We start from the raw sequence: 19510 nt of genomic DNA on the forward strand, positions 1-19510 counted from the left end.
GCCGCACGGACCGGCGCGGGCGTCGCCCGGGCCGGTCCGTGATGCAGGCGGCCTTAGGCGCCGGGGACCGCGCTGTTGTTGGCGCGGTCGGCGTCGGGCAGTACGTGGTCGGGGTCGATCGTCACCTTGGACACCGGCTTGCGCGTGGCCAGCAGCAGCTGCGGGGCGGCGCGCTGGATCCAGGTCTCCACCGGCACGCGCCGATCCTCATGCGTGCCATCGGTGTAGTCGATGCGCAGTGTCGCCGGCATCACCAGCTTCTGCCGGCTCTCCAGCGTCACCGCCAGGCCCTTGGCCGCATCGCCATCGACGTACCTGGCCGCGCTGATGCCCAGGTCCAGCTGCCAGTTGTTGAAGTACCAGCCGCGCCACCACCACGACAGGTCCTCGCCGGCCTCGCTTTCCATGAAGCGGAAGAAGTCCGACGGCGTGGGGTGCTTGTAGGCCCAGGTGGCGATGTACTTGCGGAACGCCGGATCGAAGCGCGCCGGCCCCAGGATCTGCTCGCGCAGCAGCACCAGCCCCAGCGCGCCCTTGAAGTAGGTCACCGGATGGCGGTACTTCTCGCTGGTCGCATCGGCCAGGTCCATCAGCGTGGGCGCGTCCTTGTCGGCCAGCACCGGCAGGATCTCATCGACCGGGTTGCCGCCCTTGGGCGCGTATTCGCCGTCGCGCTTGGGCGCGTACTCGCCGTGGTTGAAGGCGTCGGAGGCGTAGACGTCGATGAAGGTGTTGAAGCCTTCGTCCATGAAGGCATGGCGGCGCTCGTTGGAGCCGACGATCATCGGGAACCAGCCGTGGCCCAGCTCGTGCGCGGTGATCCAGAACAGCTTGTCGTCCTTGTCCTCGTAGCCGTCGAACACGATGCCGGGGTATTCCATGCCGGCGCCGTGGCCGCCCAGGTTGACCGCCACCGGCCACGGATAGGCGTACCACTTGTCCGAGAAGTGCTCGATGGCGCCCTTGACGTATTCGGTCGAACGCACCCAGTTGGCCGCGCCTTCCACCGGGTAGACCGACATGGCCAGCGCCTGCTTGCCGGCCGGCAGGTTGATGCGCGCGGCGTCCCAGACGAACGCCGGCGAGGCGGCGAAGGCCACGTCGCGGGTGTGGTCCATGTGGAAGCGCCAGGTCTGGGTGCCGCTGCACACGGGCCGGCTGGCCGGGTCGGTGACCTCCTCCGGGGTGCGGATCATCACCGTCTTGTCGCTGGCCTGCGCCTGCTTGAGCCGCGCGCGCTGGGTGGCGGTGAGGACCTCATCGGCATTGGTCAGCGCGCCGGAGCCGGCGACGATGTAGTTCCACGGCACGGTCACGGCGTAGTCGAAATCGCCGTACTCCAGGTAGAACTCCGAGCCCAGATACGGCTGCGTGTCCCAGCCGCGCAGGTCGTCGTAGACGGCCATGCGCGGATACCACTGGGCGATCTCGAAGATGTCGCCGTTCTTGGTCGGGGTGACCGCGGTGCGTCCGCCCCACTCGCCCGGCACCACGTAGCGGTAGGCGATATGCAGCTTGAGCACGCCGGTCCTGGCGGCCAGGTCGGCCGGCAGATCCACGCGCATGCGTGTGTCGTCGACCAGATACCGCACCGGCACGCGCTTGCCGCCCTGCTCGACCTCCACGCTGGCGATGGTCATGCCGTCGCTGCCGGGCGAGGTGCGGCCGGGACGCGCGGTGCGGGTGCTGGCCGCGCGCGAGTCGGCGCGGTAGATGTTCTGGTCCAGCTGCAGCCACAGCACGTCCAGCGCGTCGGGGCTGTGGTTGCTGTAGGTGATGGTCGCCTCGCCGCTCAGCGTGTGGCTGGCCGGGTCGATGCTGGCCTTGAGCGCGTAATCGGCGCGGTTCTGCCAGAACAGCGGGCCGGGCTTGCCGGCGCCGCCGCGCACGGCCGTGGCCGGCGTGGGCAGCTGCAGCGGGGCGAAGGCCTCCAGCGGCTTGAAGCCGGTGTCCTGGGCGGCGGGCTCGGCGGCCTGCGCGGCCACGCAGGCCAGCAGGGAGGACAGCAGGACCAGGGCGTGCAGCCCACGGCGACGGGACGCGGTCATGGCGTGGCGGGATCCGGGCGGAGAGGGGGACTTCGAATCCTACCTTGCAGTCCGGTCAGGTCATGGGCCATTGGTCCTGGGCGCGGCCCGCCGCGGATGGCCTAGAACGGTTTGGCCAGCACCAGGTAGACGATCACCACCAGCCCCAGCACGGGCAGCTCGTTGAACCAACGCAGCGCCCGCCCCGAGGGCAGCGCGCCGCCGCGCGCCACGCGCTTGAGCCAGCGCCCGGACACCACGTAGTGCGCCAGCACCAGCACCACCAGCGCCAGCTTGGCGTGCAGCCAGCCGCTGCCGGGACCGACCATGGTCGGGAAGTCCGGGATGACGCGGTAGCCCAGCCACAGCACCAGACCCAGCACCAGCGCGATGCCGAACATCATGTGCCCGAAGCGATACAGCCGCCGTCCCATCAGCACCAGGCGCGCCTGCACCTCGGGCTGGCCGGCGCTTTCGGCCAGGTTGACCAGGATGCGCGGCAGGTAGAACACCGCCGCCATCCAGGCCACCACGAACACCACATGGAGGGTCTTGACCCAGAAATAAGCCTGCATCGAATCGGCTCCGTGGCGCGCGCAGCTGCGAAGAGGCGATCATTGTCGCTCATCCCTTCCCAGGCCCGCATCTTGGACAAGCGCTACGACGCCGCCTATTTCCAGCACTGGTATCGCGGCGGCGACATCGGCGGCAGCGCGCGGCTGGCGCGCAAGGTCGCCCTGGCGGTCAGCTGCGCCGAGTACTGGCTCGAACGCCCCATCCGCACCGTGCTGGACATCGGCTGCGGCGAAGGCGCCTGGCGCGCGCCACTGCGCAAGCTGCGGCCCAAGGCGCAGTACCTGGGCTTCGACAGCAGCGACTACGCGGTGCGCCGCTTCGGCGCGCGCCGCAACCTGCACCTGGCCGCCTTCGGGGATTTCCAGTGGCTGCGCCCGTGCGCGCCGGTGGACCTGCTGGTGTGTTCGGACGTGCTGCACTACCTGCCCGACGCCGAACTGCGCCGCGGCCTGCCCGGCCTGGCCGAGCTGTGCGGCGGGGTGGCGTTCCTGGAGACCTTCGCCGCCGAAGACGCGTTCGACGGCGACCACGTCGGCTTCCAGGCGCGGCCGGCGGCGTGGTACCGGCGCCAGTTCAGGCGCGTGGGGCTGCGCGCGGCCGGCTCGCACTGCTGGCTCGGCCCGGCTCTGGCCGCCGAGGCGGCGGCGCTGGAAGCCAGCCCCTGAGCCGGTCCGCGGCGCTTTCATGTGGCGCGCCCGCCGTTGGGCTATCCTGCGCCGCGGCAACCGCCTGATCCAGCACGGTTTTGTTCCTATGATGCTTTACCAGTGGCATGAAATGGGCCGTCAGTGGATGGCCCCATGGGTCCACCTGGCCGACGCCAGCTCGCGCATTTTTTCCGATCCCAACAGCTGGCTCTCGGCCCTGCCGGGCGCCGAGCGCATCTCGGCCTACAACGAGCTGATGCACCGGCTGGGCAAGGATTACGAGAAGCCCGACTGGGACATCGGCGAGGTCGAGGTCGATGGCCACACCCTGCCGGTGATCGAGCAGGAGATCATCGCCAAGCCGTTCTGCCGGCTGCTGCGCTTCAAGCGCTTCACCGACGATCAGGCGGTGATCGCCGGGCTCAAGGCCCAGCCCGCCGTACTCGTGGTCGCACCCTTGTCCGGCCACCACGCCACGCTGCTGCGCGACACCGTGCGCACCCTGCTACGCGACCACAAGGTCTATGTGACCGAATGGATCGACGCGCGCCTGGTGCCGGCCGAGCAAGGCGGTTTCGGCCTGGAGGACTATGTCGCCTACATCCAGGAATTCATCCGCCACATTGGCGCCGACAAGCTGCACGTGATGAGCGTGTGCCAGCCCACGGTGCCGGTGCTGGCCGCGGTGTCGCTGATGGCCAGCGCGGGCGAGACCACGCCGCGCTCGCTGGTGATGATGGGCGGGCCGATCGACGCGCGCGTCAGCCCGACCCAGGTCAACGACCTGGCCACGCGCAACCCGCTGTCCTGGTTCGAGCACAACGTCATCCATACCGTGCCGGTGAACTACCCCGGCCACGGCCGCGCGGTCTATCCGGGCTTCCTGCAGCACGCCGGCTTCATCGCCATGAATCCCAGCCGCCACTTCCAGTCGCACTGGGACTTCTACGCCGACCTGGTCAAGGGCGACCTGGAAGACGCCGACGCCCACCGCCGCTTCTACGACGAGTACAACGCGGTGCTGGACATGCCGGCCGAGTTCTACCTGGACACCATCCGCGTAGTCTTCCAGGAGTTCCTGCTGCCGCGCGGGCTGTGGACGATCGACGGCGTCAAGGTCGATCCCTCGGCGATCACCGGCACCGCGCTGCTGAGCATCGAGGGCGAACTGGACGACATCGCCGGCCTCGGCCAGACCAAGGCCGCGCACGGGCTGTGCACCGGCATTCCCAAGGCGCGGCGCAAGCACATCACCGTCGAAGGCGCCGGCCATTACGGCATCTTCAGCGGCCGCCGCTGGCGCGAATCGGTCTATCCCGACGTCAAGGCCTTCATCGCCAAGTACAACTGAGGCAGAAGCGAGTGGAGCGAGCGAAGGCGCGATGGCTCCGCTCACTCCTCACTCCTGCGCGCGCACTTCTCGCATCGGTGACGGTCCACTTGCGCGGTTGAACAGCGCCTCGGCCACGAGCAGATTCGGGATCCAGCACAGCCACGCGATCACCGGATAGCAGGTCTCGAACGGGATGCCGCTGGCGACCGAGATGGGCAGATAGATCCGCAGGGTCACGGCCGCGAAGGTCAGCGCGAAGTTGCGCACCATCCACCTGCGATGCGCGGCCACATCGCCGGCGCGGATGGCGCCGAATGCCCGCAGGCCGGTGTAGAGCCAGGCCAACGCCAGGCACGCGAAGCCGAGCTTGGCTGTGAGCCCGCCGAAGGCGAGCGTGGCCATGTACAGGCCCGACAGCCCGCCTAACGCGACGCCGATTCCGAGGTAAATGCGCCCCATCCAGCGATGCACCTGCCGATACCGCCGCCGGAGCCGGGACGAGAACTGGAACGGCCCCGTCAGCAGCGCGAGCGATGAAGCGAACACATGGGTGTAGATACCCACCTGGTGCGCATGAAACGTCAGCCGCATGGCGGGATGGACGCCGATTCCCAAGGGCAGCAGCGCGTAGGCCAGGATGGCGTAAGCGGCGACGGCCAGGGCGAGGAAATAGAGCGCGATGTTGCCGATCGTCTTGACCACGGTGGTCTGTTTCCCTGGATGGATTTCCGCGTCGGCAGCGCCGATGCGTGCCGATGACCCGCTTGCCGAGGGTTGAAGGCAGGAATAGCGAAGAGGAGGCAGGAATAGCAAAAGCGCTGTCCCTCCACTCACGCCTCGCCTCTCACACCACCGGCGTGCGCACCAGCAGGTGCTTGGCGAGCCAGCCGTGGAAGCGTCCGATCCAGCGCGCCAGATGCAGGGTCAGGAACAGCAGCAGGAACCCGGCCACCGGCGTCACGATTGCGATCCAGGGGCTGGTGTCCAGCAGGTTCTCGCCGTTCGCCCAGAACACGTAGTGGTTGCCGCCCAGCAGGCTCAGCGGCGAGAGCAGGCAGGCGATCGCGGTGGATCCCAGCGTGACGATCAGCGTGAAATAGGCGATGCCCAGCGGCAGCATCAACAGCAGATAGAGCATCGCCGTCCAGGTGCCGGCATCGGTGAACAGCTCACCCAGACGCTTGAACCAGGACTTGTCGCGCTGGGTATAGAGCGGGCGCCGCGGCATGCGCACGCCGAGTAGGACTTCGACGATGCGTCCCTCGACCAGCGACAGCAGGCGCACCGACATCAGGAACAGCAGCAGGATCGGGATGCCGATGATCAGGATCAGCAGACCGACCGACAGGCTGGCGCCGGTCACCACCCAGCTGAAGTAGAAGACGCCGGTGGCCAGGGACAGCAGCATGTAGAACAGCGCGCCGTAGGTGCGCGGATCGGCGGCCACGCCGAAGAAGCGCCCCAGCCAGGAGCGACGCGGCGGCGGCGGCGGCGGGCGCAGCGCGCGGCTCACCGTGACCTCGGTCTGGCGATAGATGTCGGCCACCTCCTCCGGCGCGCCGTAGCTGCCGGCGACCGAGGCGATCACCTCGGCCTCGCTCTTGCCGGGCTGCTCGGCCAGCTCGGCGCGCAGATACTCCTCGGCGTCGTAGAGCGCGTCCTGGATCATGGCCGGGTCGGCGCCCTTCAGCGCCGCACGCAGCTGGTCCAGGTATTCGGGGATGGTGGTGGGCAAACCTTGTGCGTTCATGCGGTGGTCCCCTTGAGGACAAGATCGACGGAATCTCGGGTGGCGCGCCAGGCGGCGGCCCATTGCGCCAGGACCTGTCGGCCCGCGGCGGTGATGCGGTAGTAGCGGCGCGGCGGGCCGGACGCCGACGGCTCGACCTCGCTCTCCAGCAGGCCGGCGGCCTCCAGATTGCGCAGCACCGGATACAGCGCGCTCTGCTTGCCGGCCAGCACGCCCTGGCCCAGCTGCTCCATGCGCTTGGCGATCAGATAGCCGTACAGCGGTTCCTCGGCCTGGGCCAGCACCGCCAGCAGCGCGAGCGAGACGGTGCCGGCGCTGAGCTCCTTCTGGAACTTCTTCAGTTGGCTGTCGACATCGACCATGGACGCGGTGCGGGCACTAGGTTGAACACAACACTAGTGTGAACTTGGGACTAGTGGATGTGCCGGTGGTCATGCCCGCGGCGGATCGTGTTGCCGCCTTCAGCCGCCCGGGCGCAGGATGCCGCGCATGACCCTGCTCCCGCATACCGACGCCCTGCCCCCCGTCCCGCAACCGCCTTCTGCCCCCGGCAACCCGGCCTGTGTGATCACCTGCGCCGCCTACGACCGGCAAGGCACGCGCACCAACCTGACCCTGGACGAGATCAGCGACGTGCTGGCCCGCGACGACGGCTCGTTCGTCTGGGTCGGTCTGTACGAGCCCGAGGAACACGTGCTGCTGAAGCTGCAGGAGGAGTTCTGCCTGCACCCGCTGGCCGTCGAGGACGCCGGCAAGGCGCACCAGCGGCCCAAGCTGGAGACCTACGGCCACTCGCTGTTCATGGCCATGCACACCGTGCAGGTCATCGACGAACGCATCCGCTATGGCGAGACCCAGGCCTTCCTCGGCCAGCGCTATCTGATCACCGTGCGCCACGGCGCCTCGCTGTCCTACACCCCGGCGCGCCAGCGCATCGAGCGCGAGCCGGAGCTGCTCAAGCTCGGCCCGGCCTACTGCCTGTACACCGTGCTGGACTTCATCGTCGACAACTACCTGCCGATCATCGAGGAGTCGCGCGACACGCTGTTCACCCTGGAACGCGACATCTTCTCCGAGACCTACCGCGGCGCCGTGGTGCGCCGGCTGTACGACCTCAAGCGCGAGCTGACCCTGATGCGCGTGGCGGTCGGGCCGCTGCAGGACGTCCTGGCCCAGCTGGTGCGCACCCAGAACCCGCTGGTGCCCGAGGAGATCCGCCTGTACATGCGCGATGTCCACGACCACGCGCTGCGCGTCAACGACGGCATCGACACCCTGCGCGAGATGCTCGGCACCGCGCTCAGCGTCAACCTCTCCCTGGTGACCCTGGGCCAGGGCGAGACGGTCAAGCGGCTGGGCGCCTGGGCCGCGCTACTGGCGGCCCCGACCCTGATGACCAGCTGGTACGGCATGAACTTCGAAGGCATGCCCGAGCTGCACGCGCGCTTCGGCTACTGGGTGCTGATCGGCGCGGTCGCGGTGACCTGCGGCGTGCTGTACGTGCTGTTCAAGCGGGCGCGCTGGCTGTAAGCGGCGCCGCCGCGCGGGCGGCTACTAGACCAAAGTAGGAGCCGCCACCAGCACAATGGATGATTGACCCCCGCCGGGGCTTGTTGAACCCTGTCTGCCACATTACAGCCGGGGACATTTCATGAAGGGGCTATCCAAAGTCGCCTGGGCGCTGCTCGCGCTCCTGGGCGCGTTCTGTCTGGGGACGGTGGCGCTGCGGCGCGGGGAAACCGTCAACGCGTTGTGGATCGTGGTGGCGGCCGTCTCGCTATATCTGGTCGCCTACCGCTACTACGCCTTGTTCATCGCCAACAAGGTGATGCGGCTGGATCCCACGCGGGCCACGCCGGCGGTGCTGCGCAACGATGGTCTGGACTACGTGCCGACCAATAAGCATGTGCTGTTCGGCCACCACTTCGCCGCCATCGCCGGCGCCGGCCCCCTGGTCGGCCCGGTGCTGGCCGCGCAGATGGGCTACCTGCCCGGACTGCTCTGGCTGGTGCTGGGCGTGGTCTTCGCCGGCGCGGTGCAGGACTTCATGGTGCTATTCATTTCCAGTCGGCGCGATGCGCGTTCGCTGGGTGATCTGGTGCGCGAGGAGATGGGCCAGATTCCCGGCACCATCGCCCTGTTCGGCGCCTTCCTGATCATGATCATCATCCTGGGCGTGCTGGCCATGGTGGTGGTCAACGCCCTGGCCGAGAGCCCGTGGGGCACCTTCACCGTGTTCGCCACCATGCCCATCGCGATCCTGATGGGCCTGTACATGCGCTACATCCGGCCGGGCAAGATCGGCGAGATCTCGGTGGTCGGCCTGGTGCTGCTGCTGGCGGCGATCTGGCTGGGCGGCAAGGTCGCCGCCGACCCGAGCTGGGGCCCGGCGCTGACCTTCACTAAGGTGCAGATCACCTGGATGATGATCGGCTACGGCTTCGTGGCCTCGGTGCTGCCGGTGTGGCTGCTGCTGGCGCCGCGCGACTACCTGTCCACCTTCCTCAAGATCGGCACCATCATCGCCCTGGCGATCGGCATCCTGATCGTGATGCCCGACCTGAAGATGCCGGCGCTGACCGAGTACGCGCACACCGGCAAGGGTCCGGTCTGGACCGGCGGGCTGTTCCCGTTCCTGTTCATCACCATCGCCTGCGGCGCGGTGTCCGGCTTCCATGCGCTGATCTCCTCGGGCACCACGCCCAAGCTGCTGGCCAATGAGGCGCACATGCCCTACATCGGCTACGGCGGCATGCTGATGGAGTCCTTCGTGGCGATCATGGCGCTGGTGGCGGCCTGCATCATCGACCCGGGCGTGTACTTCGCCATGAACGCGCCGCCGGCCGTGGTCGGCACCGACGTGGTGGCCGTGGCCGCCAAGGTCAGCGAGATGGGCTTCGTCATCACCCCCGACGTGCTCACCGCCACGGCCAAGGACATCGGCGAGAGCACCATCCTCAACCGCGCCGGCGGCGCGCCGACGCTGGCGGTAGGCATCGCCCAGATCCTGCACGCGGTGCTGCCCACCGGCGACTCGATGGGCTTCTGGTACCACTTCGCGATCCTGTTCGAAGCGTTGTTCATCCTGACCGCGGTCGATGCGGGCACGCGCTCGGGCCGCTTCATGCTGCAGGACCTGATCGGCAACTTCGTCCCGGCGATGAAGCGCACCGAGTCGTGGACCGCCAACATCATCGCCACCGCCGGCTGCGTGGCGCTGTGGGGCTATCTGCTGCATTCGGGCGTGACCGATCCGTTCGGCGGCATCAAGACGCTGTGGCCGCTGTTCGGCATCTCCAACCAGATGCTGGCCGGCATCGCGCTGCTGCTCGGCACGGTGGTGCTGTTCAAGCTCAAGCGCGACCGCTATGCCTGGGTCTGCGGCATCCCGGCGCTGTGGCTGCTGGCGTGCACCACCACGGCCGGGCTGATCAAGTTGTTCGACAGCAATCCGGGCCAGGGCTTCCTGGCGCAGGCGCACAAGTTCCAGGATGCGATCGGCCGCGGTGAGGTGCTGGCGCCGGCCAAGTCGATGGCCGAGATGCACAAGGTGGTGGTCAATGCCTACGTCAACACGGCGTTGACCACGCTGTTCCTGCTGGTGGTGGCGATGGTGCTGGTGTACTCGATCAAGGCGATCCTGGTTGCGCGCCGCAACCCGCAGCGCAGCGATCGTGAGACCGAGTACGTGGCGCTGACGCCGGCCCAGATGGCGGACCTGTGATGGGCACCGCGCTGGTTCCCGTCGGTCAGTACCAGGTGCACCGCCGCGTGTGGCGGCGCCTGGTGCAAACCGCGCGGCTATGCTGCGGCATCCCCGACTACGACAACTACGTGCGCCACGTGCTGGAGAAGCACCCGGACCGCACGCCGATGGACTACAAGACCTTCTTCCGCGAGCGCCAGGAAGCGCGCTTCGGCGGGGGGCGCGGCTTCCGCTGCTGCTGAACTTGAAGGGCGGCCTCAAGGCCGCCCTTTCTTTTTGGCTCTTCTCTCGATGCAAGGATCTTGGCGTAGTGAGGGTTGTGACTTCGGAGGGGCAGCGGTCCGACGGGCAGGGGCCGCTTTTCCCTCGGTCAGGGCATCCTGCCCTGACTCGGGCGCTCGGCGTCCTGCCTCGCTAGGCGCGCCCCCTGCCCGCCGGACCGCTGCCTTGAGCGTCATGTTTTGAGGCTTCGGTTCGAAAAAAGTACTGATCCATCCGTTGCGAAGCCTCGACCCGGGCGGGAGCGCGGATAGCGGCCCCTAGGATGGCCCCCGGCGGCGAGTCCGCCATGGATGGCGGACCGAGCCGAGGAGCCCAGGCCCGGCCGGGTCGAGGCTGGTCTGCGAAGTGGCGCTCCCGGCTCCGCACTTCAGCGAGAACTCTTCCTTTGCACGCACCTCTGGGCGTGCCGCAAGCTCACACCAGCATGCCGCCCGAGGCCTCCACGCGCTGGGCGTTGATCCACTGCGTGGCCGGGTCGAGCAGCATGGCGATGACCGGGCCGATGTCGTCGGCCTTGCCCGGGCGGCCGAGCGCGGTGACCGAGGACACCATCGCGTTGACCTGCGCATCGTCGCGCACGCGGCCGCCGCCGAAGTCCGTCTCGATGGCACCAGGCGCCAGCGTATTGACGCTGATGCCGCGCGCGCCCAGCTCCTTGGCCAGATACCGGGTGAACACCTCGATGCCGCCCTTCATCATCGCGTAGGCCGAACTGCCCGGCAGCGCGAACCGCGCCAGGCCGCTGGAGACGTTGAGGATGCGCCCCCCATCGGCGATCAGCGGCAGCAGCGCCTGGGTCAGGAAGTACGGCCCGCGCAGATGCACGGCGACCATCTCCTCGAACTGCGCCGGCGTGGTCTCGGCGATCGGCGCGTAGAGCGCGGTGCCCGCGTTGTTCACCAGCGCATGCAACCGCGTCGCCTGCCACTGACCGAGCTGCGCGCGCAGCGCCTCGACGAAGCCGGGCAGCGCCGCGGCATCGGCCACGTCGAACTGCAGCGCGGCGGCGCGGCGGCCCAGCGCCTGGATCTGCGCGACCACCGCCTGGGCCTCGTCGGCATGGCTGCGGTAGGTCAGGATCACATCGCTGCCGGCCTTGGCCACCGCCAGCGCGCCGTTGCGGCCCAGGCCACGGTTGGCGCCGGTAATCAGGATGATGCGGGGGGACGTGCTCATGGGAAGGCTCCTGGCAGGCGCGGAGTGCGCCGATGCAGCGCACCTTATTGGGATTGACGCAGTCGATAAATCACTCGAATATGGCATTACTGTTCAACATCGGTGAACAATCATGGAGTTCGCCCAATCCCTGCGGACCTTCCAGCGCGTGGTCGAGCTGGGCGGATTCACCCGCGCCGCCGAATCGCTGGGCCTGCCCAAGGCCAGCGTGTCCACCGCCGTGCAGCAGCTGGAGGCGCGCGTGGGCACGCAGCTGCTCCACCGCACCACCCGGCGCGTGCAGCCCACCGCCGATGGCCGCGCGTTCTACCAGCGCAGCCGCGACGTGCTGGCCGACCTGGAGGAACTGCAGGGCATGTTCCTCACCGAGGGCCGGCAGCTGCGCGGCCGGTTGCGGGTGGACATGAGCAGCGGCATGGCGCGCCTGCTGGTGCTGCCGCAGCTTCCGGCGTTCCTGGCCGAGCATCCGCAGCTGGAGATCGAGCTCAGCGCCACCGACCGGCTGGTGGACGTGGTCCGCGAGGGCTTCGACTGCGTGCTGCGCGGCGGCACCCCGCAGGACAGCGCCCTGGTCGCGCGGCCGCTGGGCGTGATGCACATCGTCAACTGCGCCAGCCCCGCCTACCTCGCCCGTCGCGGCACGCCGCACGTGCTGGAGGACCTGGCCACGCACGAGCTGGTGCACTACGCCAGCGTGCTCGGCCAGCGCCCGTCGGGCTTCGAGTACTTCGACGGCGAGGCCTACCGCCTGCTGCCGATGGGCGGCGCGGTCACGGTCAACAACGTGGAGGCCTACCACGTCGCCGCGCTGGCCGGTCTGGGCATCATCCAGGTGCCGCTGCTGAGCGTGCGCGACGCACTGGCACGCGGCGAGCTGGTCGAAGTGGTGCCGCAGCTGGTGGCCGAACCGATGCCGCTGACCCTGCTCTACGCCCAGCGCAGACATCTGCCGCGACGCGTGCGGGTCTTCATGGACTGGCTGGCCGGCCTGCTGACGCCGCATCTGGCGCCGCTGCCCCGCGGCTGATACGAGGCACGGCCCCCGCCCTGGCGGCGCGCAGGCGTCATTGCCGTCTGTTCGGCAGCGCGGCCACGGCAGACCGCCGCGACGTTGCCCGTGCCAGGCCAGAGAGGCCTTGAAGCCCCGCCCTGTCTCTCGATGCCGTGACGGATGCACGGTCGCGATGCTTGTCTGGGTGACGCAACGCTTTGCTAGTATCGGGACGCGGCCCGGCACGAGGGCGGGCCGACGCACCCGCAGACGGAAAGGAACCCCGCAATGCGCAGGCACGTCCCGGCCCTAGCGGCCCTCGCGACTTCCTTGCTCATGGCTTCATGCGCCGCCGGACCGGTCGGCGCAAAGGAGAAGACCGGCATGTCAGCAACGATGAAGGACAGCTCCCGCATCCCCTTCCACGATCCGGCGATCGTGCCGATGGCCCAGGCCATCCAGCACGGCGACATCGCCCGCATCCGCGCGCTTGCCGGCTCGACCGACCTGGCCGCACACGGCGAGGACAACGTCACCCTGCTCGAATGGGCCATCTGGACCGAACAGCCCGAGGCGCTGGCGGCGCTGCTCGAGTCCGGCGCCGACGCGCGCCTGCTGGGCATGGACCAGGAGACCGTCGCCCACATGGCCGCCATGGTCGAGCCGCCCGAGTACCTGCGCGTGCTGATCGCGCACAAGGCGCCGGTGGACATCGTCAGCCCGCGCGGCGGCCGCACGCCGGTGTTCTCCGCGGTGCAGTCCGGCCGCGCCCCGCAGCTGGAGATGCTGATCGAGGCCGGGGTGGATCTGAATCGCAAGGACAGCATGGGCAACACATTGCTGCACGAAGCGGCCTCGGCGAACAACGGCAAGGCGCTGCTGCGCCTGCTCGAGGCCGGCGTCGACCCGCGCGCGGTCAACGCGCAGGGCGTGACCTTCCAGCGCTACTTCTTCATGACCCGGGAGCGGCTGCTCAACGCGCAGGGCAAGCAGGAGCGCGCGGCCGTCGAAGCCTGGCTGACCCAGCACGGGGTCGCCCGCGAGTAGACCGGTCGGCGGCGGCCCGTCGCCGATGACGCGGGCCGTGGGCCCGACCAAGACGCAAGGATTGGCGAATGGATGATCGCAACACACCGCAGAACGATGGATTCGCGGCCCAGGTGTCGGGCATGCAGCCGCGGCTGATCGACCGCGACCTGTCCACCCTGCTCCAGGACAACTATGCCGTGGCCGATCTGCGCCGCGGCGTGTCGGGGCCGGCGCCGACACTTCCCGGAGGCTGGGCGCGGATGGGCGACGACGATCTTCGCGCGCTGGGCATCGACCCCGCCTTGCAGCACAACGCCAAGAGCGGCTTCGACGCCTCGTTCTACCGCGATCCACAGGGCCACGTGGTCCTGGCCTTCGCGGGCACCGACGAGGGCAAGGACTGGAAGCACAACGTCGGCCAGGGCCTGGGCTTCGACGACCCGCAGTACCGGCAGTCGATCGAATTGGCAAAGAAGGCCAAGGTCATGCTGGGCGACGACCTCATCCTCACCGGGCATTCGCTGGGCGGCGGGCTTGCAGCGGCCGCGGCGCTGGCGTCCGATACGCTCGCGGTGACCTTCAACGCCTCGGGCGTGCACAACAAGACCTTGGAGCGCGCAGGGCTGGATCCCAAGGAGGCCAAGGCCTACGCGGCCGAAGGCCTGATCCGCAGCTACGCCGTCAAGAACGAGCTGCTGACCTATCTGCAGGAGGACAGCTTCCCGCTCAAGTACGCCATGCCCGACGCGCCGGGGCACCGCATCACCCTGCCCGATCCGGAGCCGCTGGGCGTGTTCGAGCGGCTGGTCCCCGGCAGGATGCTCATGCACCGGTTGGATCTGCACTACATCGACGCAGTCATGCAGGCGCAGGACCAAGCCGGCCTCGGCGCGCGCGCCAGCACCGCCGAGGGCGCGAGTGCGCCCACCGCCAACCGCCTGCTGGACGACGCGGTGCGCGGCCTGGCGCCGCAGCGTCAGCGCCTGGGGCTGCAGGACGACGAGACCTTCCTCAACACCGCCGCCAGCCTGGCGGCCGACGCCCGCCGCGAAGGCCTGCAGCGCATCGACCACGTGCTGCCCGGGCGGCAGGGCGAGGCGGTGTTCGCGGTCCAGGGCGGACTGGCCGATCCGACGCAACGGCGCAGCGCGGTGGACCTGGCACAGGCCAGCGCCGAACCGGCACGCGACAGCGCCGCGCAGCTGCGCCAGCAGGAATCCCCGCAGCTGGCGGCGCAGCACGAACCGCACCGGCGCGCACTGCAGGCCTGAGGAGCGCTCGCGGCGACGATCGTTGCCGGGTCCACATCCCTCGCCGCTGCCGCGGCGATGAGACGACGTAAATCCTTGCCTTGAAGCCGCCGCTCGCAGCGACGCTCAGGACGTTCCGTACTCCCAGTCGTAGGGCACGCCGGTCTTGCCGAGCACGAACTCCACCAGCTCGGCGAAGCCCTTCTCCGCGCGCACATCGTTGCCCAGCACCAGCACGCAGCGCTGCTGCCGCCGCAGGCAGACCAGCGTGTTGCCGGTAGTGTCGTTGTGCCCGCCCTTGAAGAAGCCCGGACCCTGCGGCCCTTCGAACGTCACCACGCCCAGCCCGGCGGAAAGATCCTTGCGTCGCTGCGCCGGCGGCAGCTCCGGCTGCAGCGTGGGGAACTGGCTGCGGGTGGTGATCGGCCGCTGCGGGCGCAGCATCTCGGCCTGCTCGCGCGCGCCGATGCCGCGGCCGGCCACCAGCGCGGCGGCGAACTTGGCCAGATCGCGGATGGTGGTGTCCATCGAGCCGGCCGCGCGCACCCGCGAGCGGTCGTCGTGCGGCGCGGGCTTGCCGTTCGCGTCCCAGCCGTCGGCCAGGTTGCCGGCGAAGTCCGGCCGCCATTTCAACGCGGTGCGCGTCATGCCCAGCTCGGCGAACACCGCATCGGTGCCCTGTCCCACATCCAGGCCGCGGCCCTGCTCGAGCACGAACTGCAGCGTCGCCAGGCCGTCGCCGGAATAGGCGTAGCGCGTGCCGGGATCGAAGTGGAAATGCAGCTTCTCGTCCGGCTCCAGGAAACCGAAGTTGGCGAATCCGCTGGCATGCTGCAGCAGGATACGCGGCGTGAGCTTGCGCCAGCGCTCGTCCAGCGCGCTCCAGTCGGTATAGCGGGTCACCAGGTCCTCGCCGGTGTACTGCGGCAGCGGCTGCGGCAGGTCGTCGGCGATGGAGGTATCCAGCGCGATGCGCTCCTGCCCCACCCATCGCATCACGGTATAGGCGAACACCGTCTTGGTGAGCGAGGCGCCGTACATCACCGTGTCGACGGTGAGCGGGTCGCCCTGCGCGTTGCGCTTGCCATAGGCCTGCACATAGACCGGCTGACCGCGGTCGATGATAGCGATGGCCAGGCCCTGGGCGACGGTGAGCGGGTCGCCCTGCGCGTTGCGCTTGCCATAGGCCTGCACATAGACCGGCTGACCGCGGTCGATGATAGCGATGGCCAGGCCCTGGGCGCCGGTGCGCTGCATCAGCGTGGCGACCTGCGCGTCGATCTGCGCGGGCTTGGGCAGGGCGCGGGCGAACGCGGGCGCGACGGCGAGGCACAGGGTGGTGCACAGCAGACAGCCGATGACGGACTTCATGTCGCATCCTCCGCGGACGGCGGCGAACGGGAATCACCGCGTGCACCCCCCACGCTAGCGCGCACCGCAGCCCGCGCGCCCATGCCGCAAGTCACGCGGCGCGGCGGACCTGGCGCGGGCCGACACCTGGCCTGGCCCCAACAGCGGCTGCCTCGGAACACGAGTCCCCCAGGAGAAGCGAACCCGCCTCGCCCGCTCAGGCCTGCCCGCGTCCCAGCAGGCGCCTGCCCAGCCGGCGGACCAGGCGCAGCAGCGCACGCGGCTGGCGCGCCTCGACATTGCCGCGGCGGGCACGGGTGGCCGGCCCCTGCTGTACATCCATCAAGGCCAGGCCGCTCAACTGCACGACCGACATCACCCGCCGCACGGTGTGCGGCGCCACGCCGGTCTGGATCACCAGCTCGGCCAGGGTGTAGTCCTCGTCGCGCAGCCGGGCCAGCACCGCGAGCCAGTCCGGCGGCGTGTTGGCCAGATCCAGCGTGGGCCAGGCGGCCAGCTGCAGGCGCGCCGGCGGCAGCACCGGCAGGGCCAGCGTCGGACGCACCGCCAGACGCCACCACAGCGGGGCGATGGCGTGGCTGGTGGTGACATCGTCGCGGTAGAGGCGCTGCCAGTCGGCCTCGTCCAGCACCGTGGACTGCCAGCGCGGGTCTTCGACGTGGTCGAGCAGCTCGTCCAGCGGCATGCGCCGCAGCATGTGCAGCTGGCCGCGCGCCGGATCGATCACCACACGGAACAGGCCCAGCTCCATCAGCAGCCGCCGCGCGCCCGGGTCGCGCCGGTCCAGGCGCAGGCAGTCGATCAGGCGCAGCGAGCGCAAATTGACGCCCGGCTGGCCCGCATGCCCGGCCGCCAGGCCGGCCTTGAGCGCCTCGGCGATGCGCCGCACCGAGGCGTCCGGGCGCAGCTCGCTCTCGCCCTGGCGGCCGCTGGCCTCACGCGAGAAGGTCAGCACCGGCAGGCGCGCGGCCCACGCCGCACGGATCGCCTGGACGCCCTCGGGCGCGCCGCCGTCGGCCACCAGCAGATCGACCTGCGCGCCCGTCCAGGGCACCAGCCTGATGTCGAGCAGGTCGGCCAGCAGCAGGGCGCTGGCGACCTTCAGGCGCGTGGCGGGCAGCGGCTCGAGGCCGGCGAAGGCCACGGTGAACCGATGCGTTGCGGTGGGCATGGACAACTCCTGCGGGGGCAGGTTCGTGAGGGATGCCGCGGCTGATGGTGCCTGCAAGGAAAAGGCCGCATGCGCAGACGGCGTGCGGCCTTTCCGACTGCGCATGCGTCGACTTTACTCGCCGATGTGCTGCTTGAGCCAGGCGTTGACGGTGTCGTGCCACAGGATCGAGTTCTGCGGCTTGAGCACCCAGTGGTTCTCGTCGGGGAAATACAGGAACTTGGACTCGATGCCGCGACGCTGGGCCGCGGTGAACGCCGCCAGGCCCTGCTCGACCGGGATGCGGAAGTCCTGCTGGCCGTGGATCACCAGGATCGGCACGCGCCAGTTGGCGACGTGGTTGATCGGGTTGAACTTCTCGTACTTCTCCGGGTTGTCCCACGGCGTGCCGCCGTTCTCCCACTCGGAGAACCACAGCTCCTCGGTGCTGTAGCCCATCATGCGGTTGTCGAACACGCCGTCGTGGTCGACCAGGCACTTCCAGGGCTGGTTCCAGGTGCCGGCGATCCAGTAGGTCATGTAGCCGCCGTAGCTGGCGCCCAGCGCGCAGGCCTTGTCGCCGTTGAGGAAGGCGTACTGCTGCTGCGCGGCGGCCCAGCCCTTCTGCAGGTCCTCCAGCGGGCGATCGCCCCAATGCTGGCTGATCGCGTCGGTGAAGGCCTGGCCGTAGCCGGTGGAGCCGTGGAAGTCGATCATGACCACCGCATAGCCCTGGCCGGCGTAGGTCTGCGGATTCCAGCGATAGCTCCAGCCGTTGCCGAAGCTGCCCTGCGGGCCGCCATGGATCAGGAAGGCCACCGGATACTGCTTGCCCTCCTGGTAGTTCCACGGCTTGACCACGTAGCCGTGCACGGTGTCGTTGTTCCAGCCCTTGAAGGTGAACTGCTCGTAGTCGCCGAACTTCACCTCCGGCAGCACCTCGCTGGCGCTGGGGGTAATCGCGCGGGGGTTCTGGCCTTCCAGATCGGCCACGAAGATCTGGTCGCCGCTCTTGAGCGAGTTGCGGGTGAAGGCCAGCGTGGGGCCGGCCACGCTGGCCGAACCGACGCTGCCCTCGCCCACCAGCTGGCTCACGCGTCCGCTGGCGATGTCGACCTTGAACAGCGGGTGCTGGCCCAGGTCGTCGGCGCTGGTGTAGATCGACTTGCCATCGGCGGTCAGCACGATCTCGCCGGCAGAGCGATCCCAGTCCGCGGCGATCTCACGGGTCTTGCCGGACTTCACGTCCATCGCCATCAGGCCGAAACGGTCGGCCTCGAAGCCCGGGCGCTTCATCGCGCGGTAGTACAGGGTCTTGCCGTCGGCGCTGAACACCGGGCCGGCGTCCCAGGCCTTGTTGGCCACCGTCAGGTTCTTCGGCGCGGCGCGGCCGGAGGCGTCGAGCTGGTAGAGATCGAAGTTGGTCGACCACGGCTCCTCGCGCCCGGCCACGCGGATGCTGGCCACCACCGAGCGGCCGTCCGGCGACCAGGCGATATCGTCCATGCCGCCGAACGGCTTGGACGGCGCATCGCCGGCGATGGTCGCGCTGATCGCCGAGGCCCCGACCACCGGCTTGGCGCCGGCCGCCGGCAGCGGCGCGACGAACAAGGTGTTGCGGCGACCGTCGTTCCAGGTGTCCCAGTGGCGCACGAACAGCTGGTCGAACACCTTGCCGGTCGCCTTGGACTTGGCCGCCGCCTCGAGCTTGCCCTTGGTGCAGGCCAGGTCAGAGCCGCAGTCCTGGAAGACCCCAGCGCTGAAGACGATGCGATCGCCGGTGGGCGAGAGCTTGTAGCCGTCCACGTCCACGGCGAAGTCGGTCAGCTGGCGCGGCTCACCGCCGGTGGCCGGGATGGCGTACAGCTGCTGGCTGCCGGACTTGGCGCTCAGGAAGTACAGCGTCTGGCCATCGGGCGAGAACGCCGGCGAGTTGACGTTCCAGCCTTCGGGCGTGATCTGCGTCGGCGGACGCAGGTCGCGCGTGCGCAGGTCGCGCTGGTACAGCGCGGTGCTGGCCTTGGTCGCCTCGGCATTCATCACGCGCTTGGCGAACACCACCCGCCCGCCATCGGGCGAGAGCGTGGGCGAGGACACGCGATCCAGCTTGACCAGGTCGTGCACATCGAAGCCGCGCTCGGCGGCGGCGGCCGGCAGCGCGGCGATCAGGGCCAGGGACAGCAAGGCGGGACGAAGCGTCATTGCGCGAACTCCAAAAACTT

The 19510-nt window shown here is 69.2% G+C and carries 17 protein-coding genes; 8 read left to right on the plus strand and 9 right to left on the minus strand.

Annotated elements, in window-relative coordinates; translation table 11 throughout:
• Positions 1–53: 53 nt before the first annotated feature.
• Positions 54–2048, minus strand: coding sequence for a M1 family metallopeptidase (locus tag WFQ05_RS18245; protein ID WP_337054833.1), 1995 nt, complete (start codon positions 2046–2048; stop codon positions 54–56).
• A 101-nt stretch (positions 2049–2149) separates the two neighbouring features.
• Positions 2150–2602 carry a CopD family protein gene (locus tag WFQ05_RS18250; protein ID WP_337054834.1) on the minus strand — a complete coding sequence of 151 codons (453 nt, stop codon included), beginning with the start codon at positions 2600–2602 and terminating at the stop codon, positions 2150–2152.
• 72 nt (positions 2603–2674) lie between these two features.
• Here WFQ05_RS18250 and WFQ05_RS18255 point away from each other — a divergent pair, with 72 nt between their 5' ends.
• Together WFQ05_RS18255 and phaZ are read left to right on the plus strand one after the other, a co-directional pair.
• Positions 2675–3268, plus strand: a complete 594-nt coding sequence (locus WFQ05_RS18255; protein WP_337054835.1) for a class I SAM-dependent methyltransferase — start codon at positions 2675–2677, stop codon at positions 3266–3268.
• 91 nt (positions 3269–3359) lie between these two features.
• On the plus strand, positions 3360–4601 hold the full coding sequence (gene phaZ, locus WFQ05_RS18260) for a polyhydroxyalkanoate depolymerase (RefSeq protein ID WP_130535915.1): 1242 nt from the start codon (positions 3360–3362) through the stop codon (positions 4599–4601).
• A 48-nt stretch (positions 4602–4649) separates the two neighbouring features.
• Here phaZ and WFQ05_RS18265 read toward each other — a convergent pair whose 3' ends face one another.
• The 3 genes from WFQ05_RS18265 to WFQ05_RS18275 form a co-directional block, all read right to left on the minus strand.
• Entirely contained in the window at positions 4650–5285 is a 636-nt protein-coding gene (locus tag WFQ05_RS18265) for a DUF2306 domain-containing protein (RefSeq protein ID WP_337054836.1), read from the minus strand.
• A 142-nt stretch (positions 5286–5427) separates the two neighbouring features.
• Complete coding sequence (locus WFQ05_RS18270) at positions 5428–6333, minus strand: sensor domain-containing protein (protein WP_337054837.1); 906 nt, start codon at positions 6331–6333, stop codon at positions 5428–5430.
• Positions 6330–6695 (minus strand): PadR family transcriptional regulator, encoded by a 366-nt coding sequence (locus tag WFQ05_RS18275; RefSeq protein ID WP_130521052.1) that lies wholly within the window; start codon positions 6693–6695, stop codon positions 6330–6332. Before WFQ05_RS18275 ends, WFQ05_RS18270 begins: the two co-directional genes overlap by 4 nt.
• Positions 6696–6822: 127 nt before the next feature.
• Between WFQ05_RS18275 and WFQ05_RS18280 the strand changes: the two genes are divergently transcribed.
• From WFQ05_RS18280 to WFQ05_RS18290, 3 genes are all read left to right on the plus strand, one after another.
• Complete coding sequence (locus WFQ05_RS18280; protein ID WP_130535834.1) at positions 6823–7863, plus strand: magnesium and cobalt transport protein CorA; 1041 nt, start codon at positions 6823–6825, stop codon at positions 7861–7863.
• Positions 7864–7984: 121 nt separating this feature from the next.
• Positions 7985–10057, plus strand: coding sequence for a carbon starvation CstA family protein (locus WFQ05_RS18285; RefSeq protein WP_130521056.1), 2073 nt, complete (start codon positions 7985–7987; stop codon positions 10055–10057).
• Entirely contained in the window at positions 10057–10281 is a 225-nt protein-coding gene (locus tag WFQ05_RS18290; protein WP_130521058.1) for a CstA-like transporter-associated (seleno)protein, read from the plus strand. Before WFQ05_RS18285 ends, WFQ05_RS18290 begins: the two co-directional genes overlap by 1 nt.
• Before the next feature lie 454 nt (positions 10282–10735).
• Here the strand turns inward: WFQ05_RS18290 and WFQ05_RS18295 are convergent, their stop codons facing one another.
• Complete coding sequence (locus WFQ05_RS18295; protein ID WP_337054838.1) at positions 10736–11497, minus strand: SDR family oxidoreductase; 762 nt, start codon at positions 11495–11497, stop codon at positions 10736–10738.
• Between the two features lie 112 nt (positions 11498–11609).
• Between WFQ05_RS18295 and WFQ05_RS18300 the strand changes: the two genes are divergently transcribed.
• From WFQ05_RS18300 to WFQ05_RS18310, 3 genes are all read left to right on the plus strand, one after another.
• Positions 11610–12524, plus strand: a complete 915-nt coding sequence (locus WFQ05_RS18300) for a LysR family transcriptional regulator (protein ID WP_337054840.1) — start codon at positions 11610–11612, stop codon at positions 12522–12524.
• A gap of 252 nt (positions 12525–12776) precedes the next feature.
• Entirely contained in the window at positions 12777–13535 is a 759-nt protein-coding gene (locus tag WFQ05_RS18305) for an ankyrin repeat domain-containing protein (RefSeq protein ID WP_131659404.1), read from the plus strand.
• Positions 13536–13603: 68 nt separating this feature from the next.
• The gene (locus WFQ05_RS18310; protein ID WP_337054842.1) at positions 13604–14788 is read left to right on the plus strand and encodes an XVIPCD domain-containing protein; all 1185 of its coding nucleotides are present in this window, start codon (positions 13604–13606) and stop codon (positions 14786–14788) included.
• A gap of 105 nt (positions 14789–14893) precedes the next feature.
• On the opposite strand, the gene WFQ05_RS18315 is transcribed toward WFQ05_RS18310, so the two are convergent.
• The 3 genes from WFQ05_RS18315 to WFQ05_RS18325 form a co-directional block, all read right to left on the minus strand.
• Positions 14894–16138 (minus strand): serine hydrolase domain-containing protein, encoded by a 1245-nt coding sequence (locus WFQ05_RS18315; protein WP_337054843.1) that lies wholly within the window; start codon positions 16136–16138, stop codon positions 14894–14896.
• 196 nt (positions 16139–16334) lie between these two features.
• The gene (locus WFQ05_RS18320) at positions 16335–17309 is read right to left on the minus strand and encodes a hypothetical protein (protein WP_337054844.1); all 975 of its coding nucleotides are present in this window, start codon (positions 17307–17309) and stop codon (positions 16335–16337) included.
• Between the two features lie 114 nt (positions 17310–17423).
• A complete protein-coding gene (locus tag WFQ05_RS18325) occupies positions 17424–19490 on the minus strand; it encodes a S9 family peptidase (RefSeq protein ID WP_337054845.1) in 2067 nt (688 codons plus the stop codon).
• Between the last annotated feature and the right edge of the window lie 20 nt (positions 19491–19510).

It is taken from the genome of Pseudoxanthomonas sp. USHLN014 (assembly GCF_037153335.1).
Lineage (GTDB): Bacteria > Pseudomonadota > Gammaproteobacteria > Xanthomonadales > Xanthomonadaceae > Pseudoxanthomonas_A > Pseudoxanthomonas_A winnipegensis.

Excerpts from the sequence above, each read along its gene's own strand:
- WFQ05_RS18300 (WP_337054840.1), top strand. The coding sequence starts at position 11,610 with ATGGAGTTCGCCCAATCCCTGCGGACCTTCCAGCGCGTGGTCGAGCTG.
- WFQ05_RS18245 (WP_337054833.1), bottom strand. The coding sequence starts at position 2,048 with ATGACCGCGTCCCGTCGCCGTGGGCTGCACGCCCTGGTCCTGCTGTCC.
- WFQ05_RS18275 (WP_130521052.1), bottom strand. The coding sequence starts at position 6,695 with ATGGTCGATGTCGACAGCCAACTGAAGAAGTTCCAGAAGGAGCTCAGC.
- WFQ05_RS18295 (WP_337054838.1), bottom strand. The coding sequence starts at position 11,497 with ATGAGCACGTCCCCCCGCATCATCCTGATTACCGGCGCCAACCGTGGC.
- WFQ05_RS18270 (WP_337054837.1), bottom strand. The coding sequence starts at position 6,333 with ATGAACGCACAAGGTTTGCCCACCACCATCCCCGAATACCTGGACCAG.
- WFQ05_RS18290 (WP_130521058.1), top strand. The coding sequence starts at position 10,057 with ATGGGCACCGCGCTGGTTCCCGTCGGTCAGTACCAGGTGCACCGCCGC.
- phaZ (WP_130535915.1), top strand. The coding sequence starts at position 3,360 with ATGCTTTACCAGTGGCATGAAATGGGCCGTCAGTGGATGGCCCCATGG.
- WFQ05_RS18315 (WP_337054843.1), bottom strand. The coding sequence starts at position 16,138 with ATGAAGTCCGTCATCGGCTGTCTGCTGTGCACCACCCTGTGCCTCGCC.
- WFQ05_RS18285 (WP_130521056.1), top strand. The coding sequence starts at position 7,985 with ATGAAGGGGCTATCCAAAGTCGCCTGGGCGCTGCTCGCGCTCCTGGGC.
- WFQ05_RS18310 (WP_337054842.1), top strand. The coding sequence starts at position 13,604 with ATGGATGATCGCAACACACCGCAGAACGATGGATTCGCGGCCCAGGTG.
- WFQ05_RS18325 (WP_337054845.1), bottom strand. The coding sequence starts at position 19,490 with ATGACGCTTCGTCCCGCCTTGCTGTCCCTGGCCCTGATCGCCGCGCTG.
- WFQ05_RS18280 (WP_130535834.1), top strand. The coding sequence starts at position 6,823 with ATGACCCTGCTCCCGCATACCGACGCCCTGCCCCCCGTCCCGCAACCG.
- WFQ05_RS18305 (WP_131659404.1), top strand. The coding sequence starts at position 12,777 with ATGCGCAGGCACGTCCCGGCCCTAGCGGCCCTCGCGACTTCCTTGCTC.
- WFQ05_RS18320 (WP_337054844.1), bottom strand. The coding sequence starts at position 17,309 with ATGCCCACCGCAACGCATCGGTTCACCGTGGCCTTCGCCGGCCTCGAG.
- WFQ05_RS18250 (WP_337054834.1), bottom strand. The coding sequence starts at position 2,602 with ATGCAGGCTTATTTCTGGGTCAAGACCCTCCATGTGGTGTTCGTGGTG.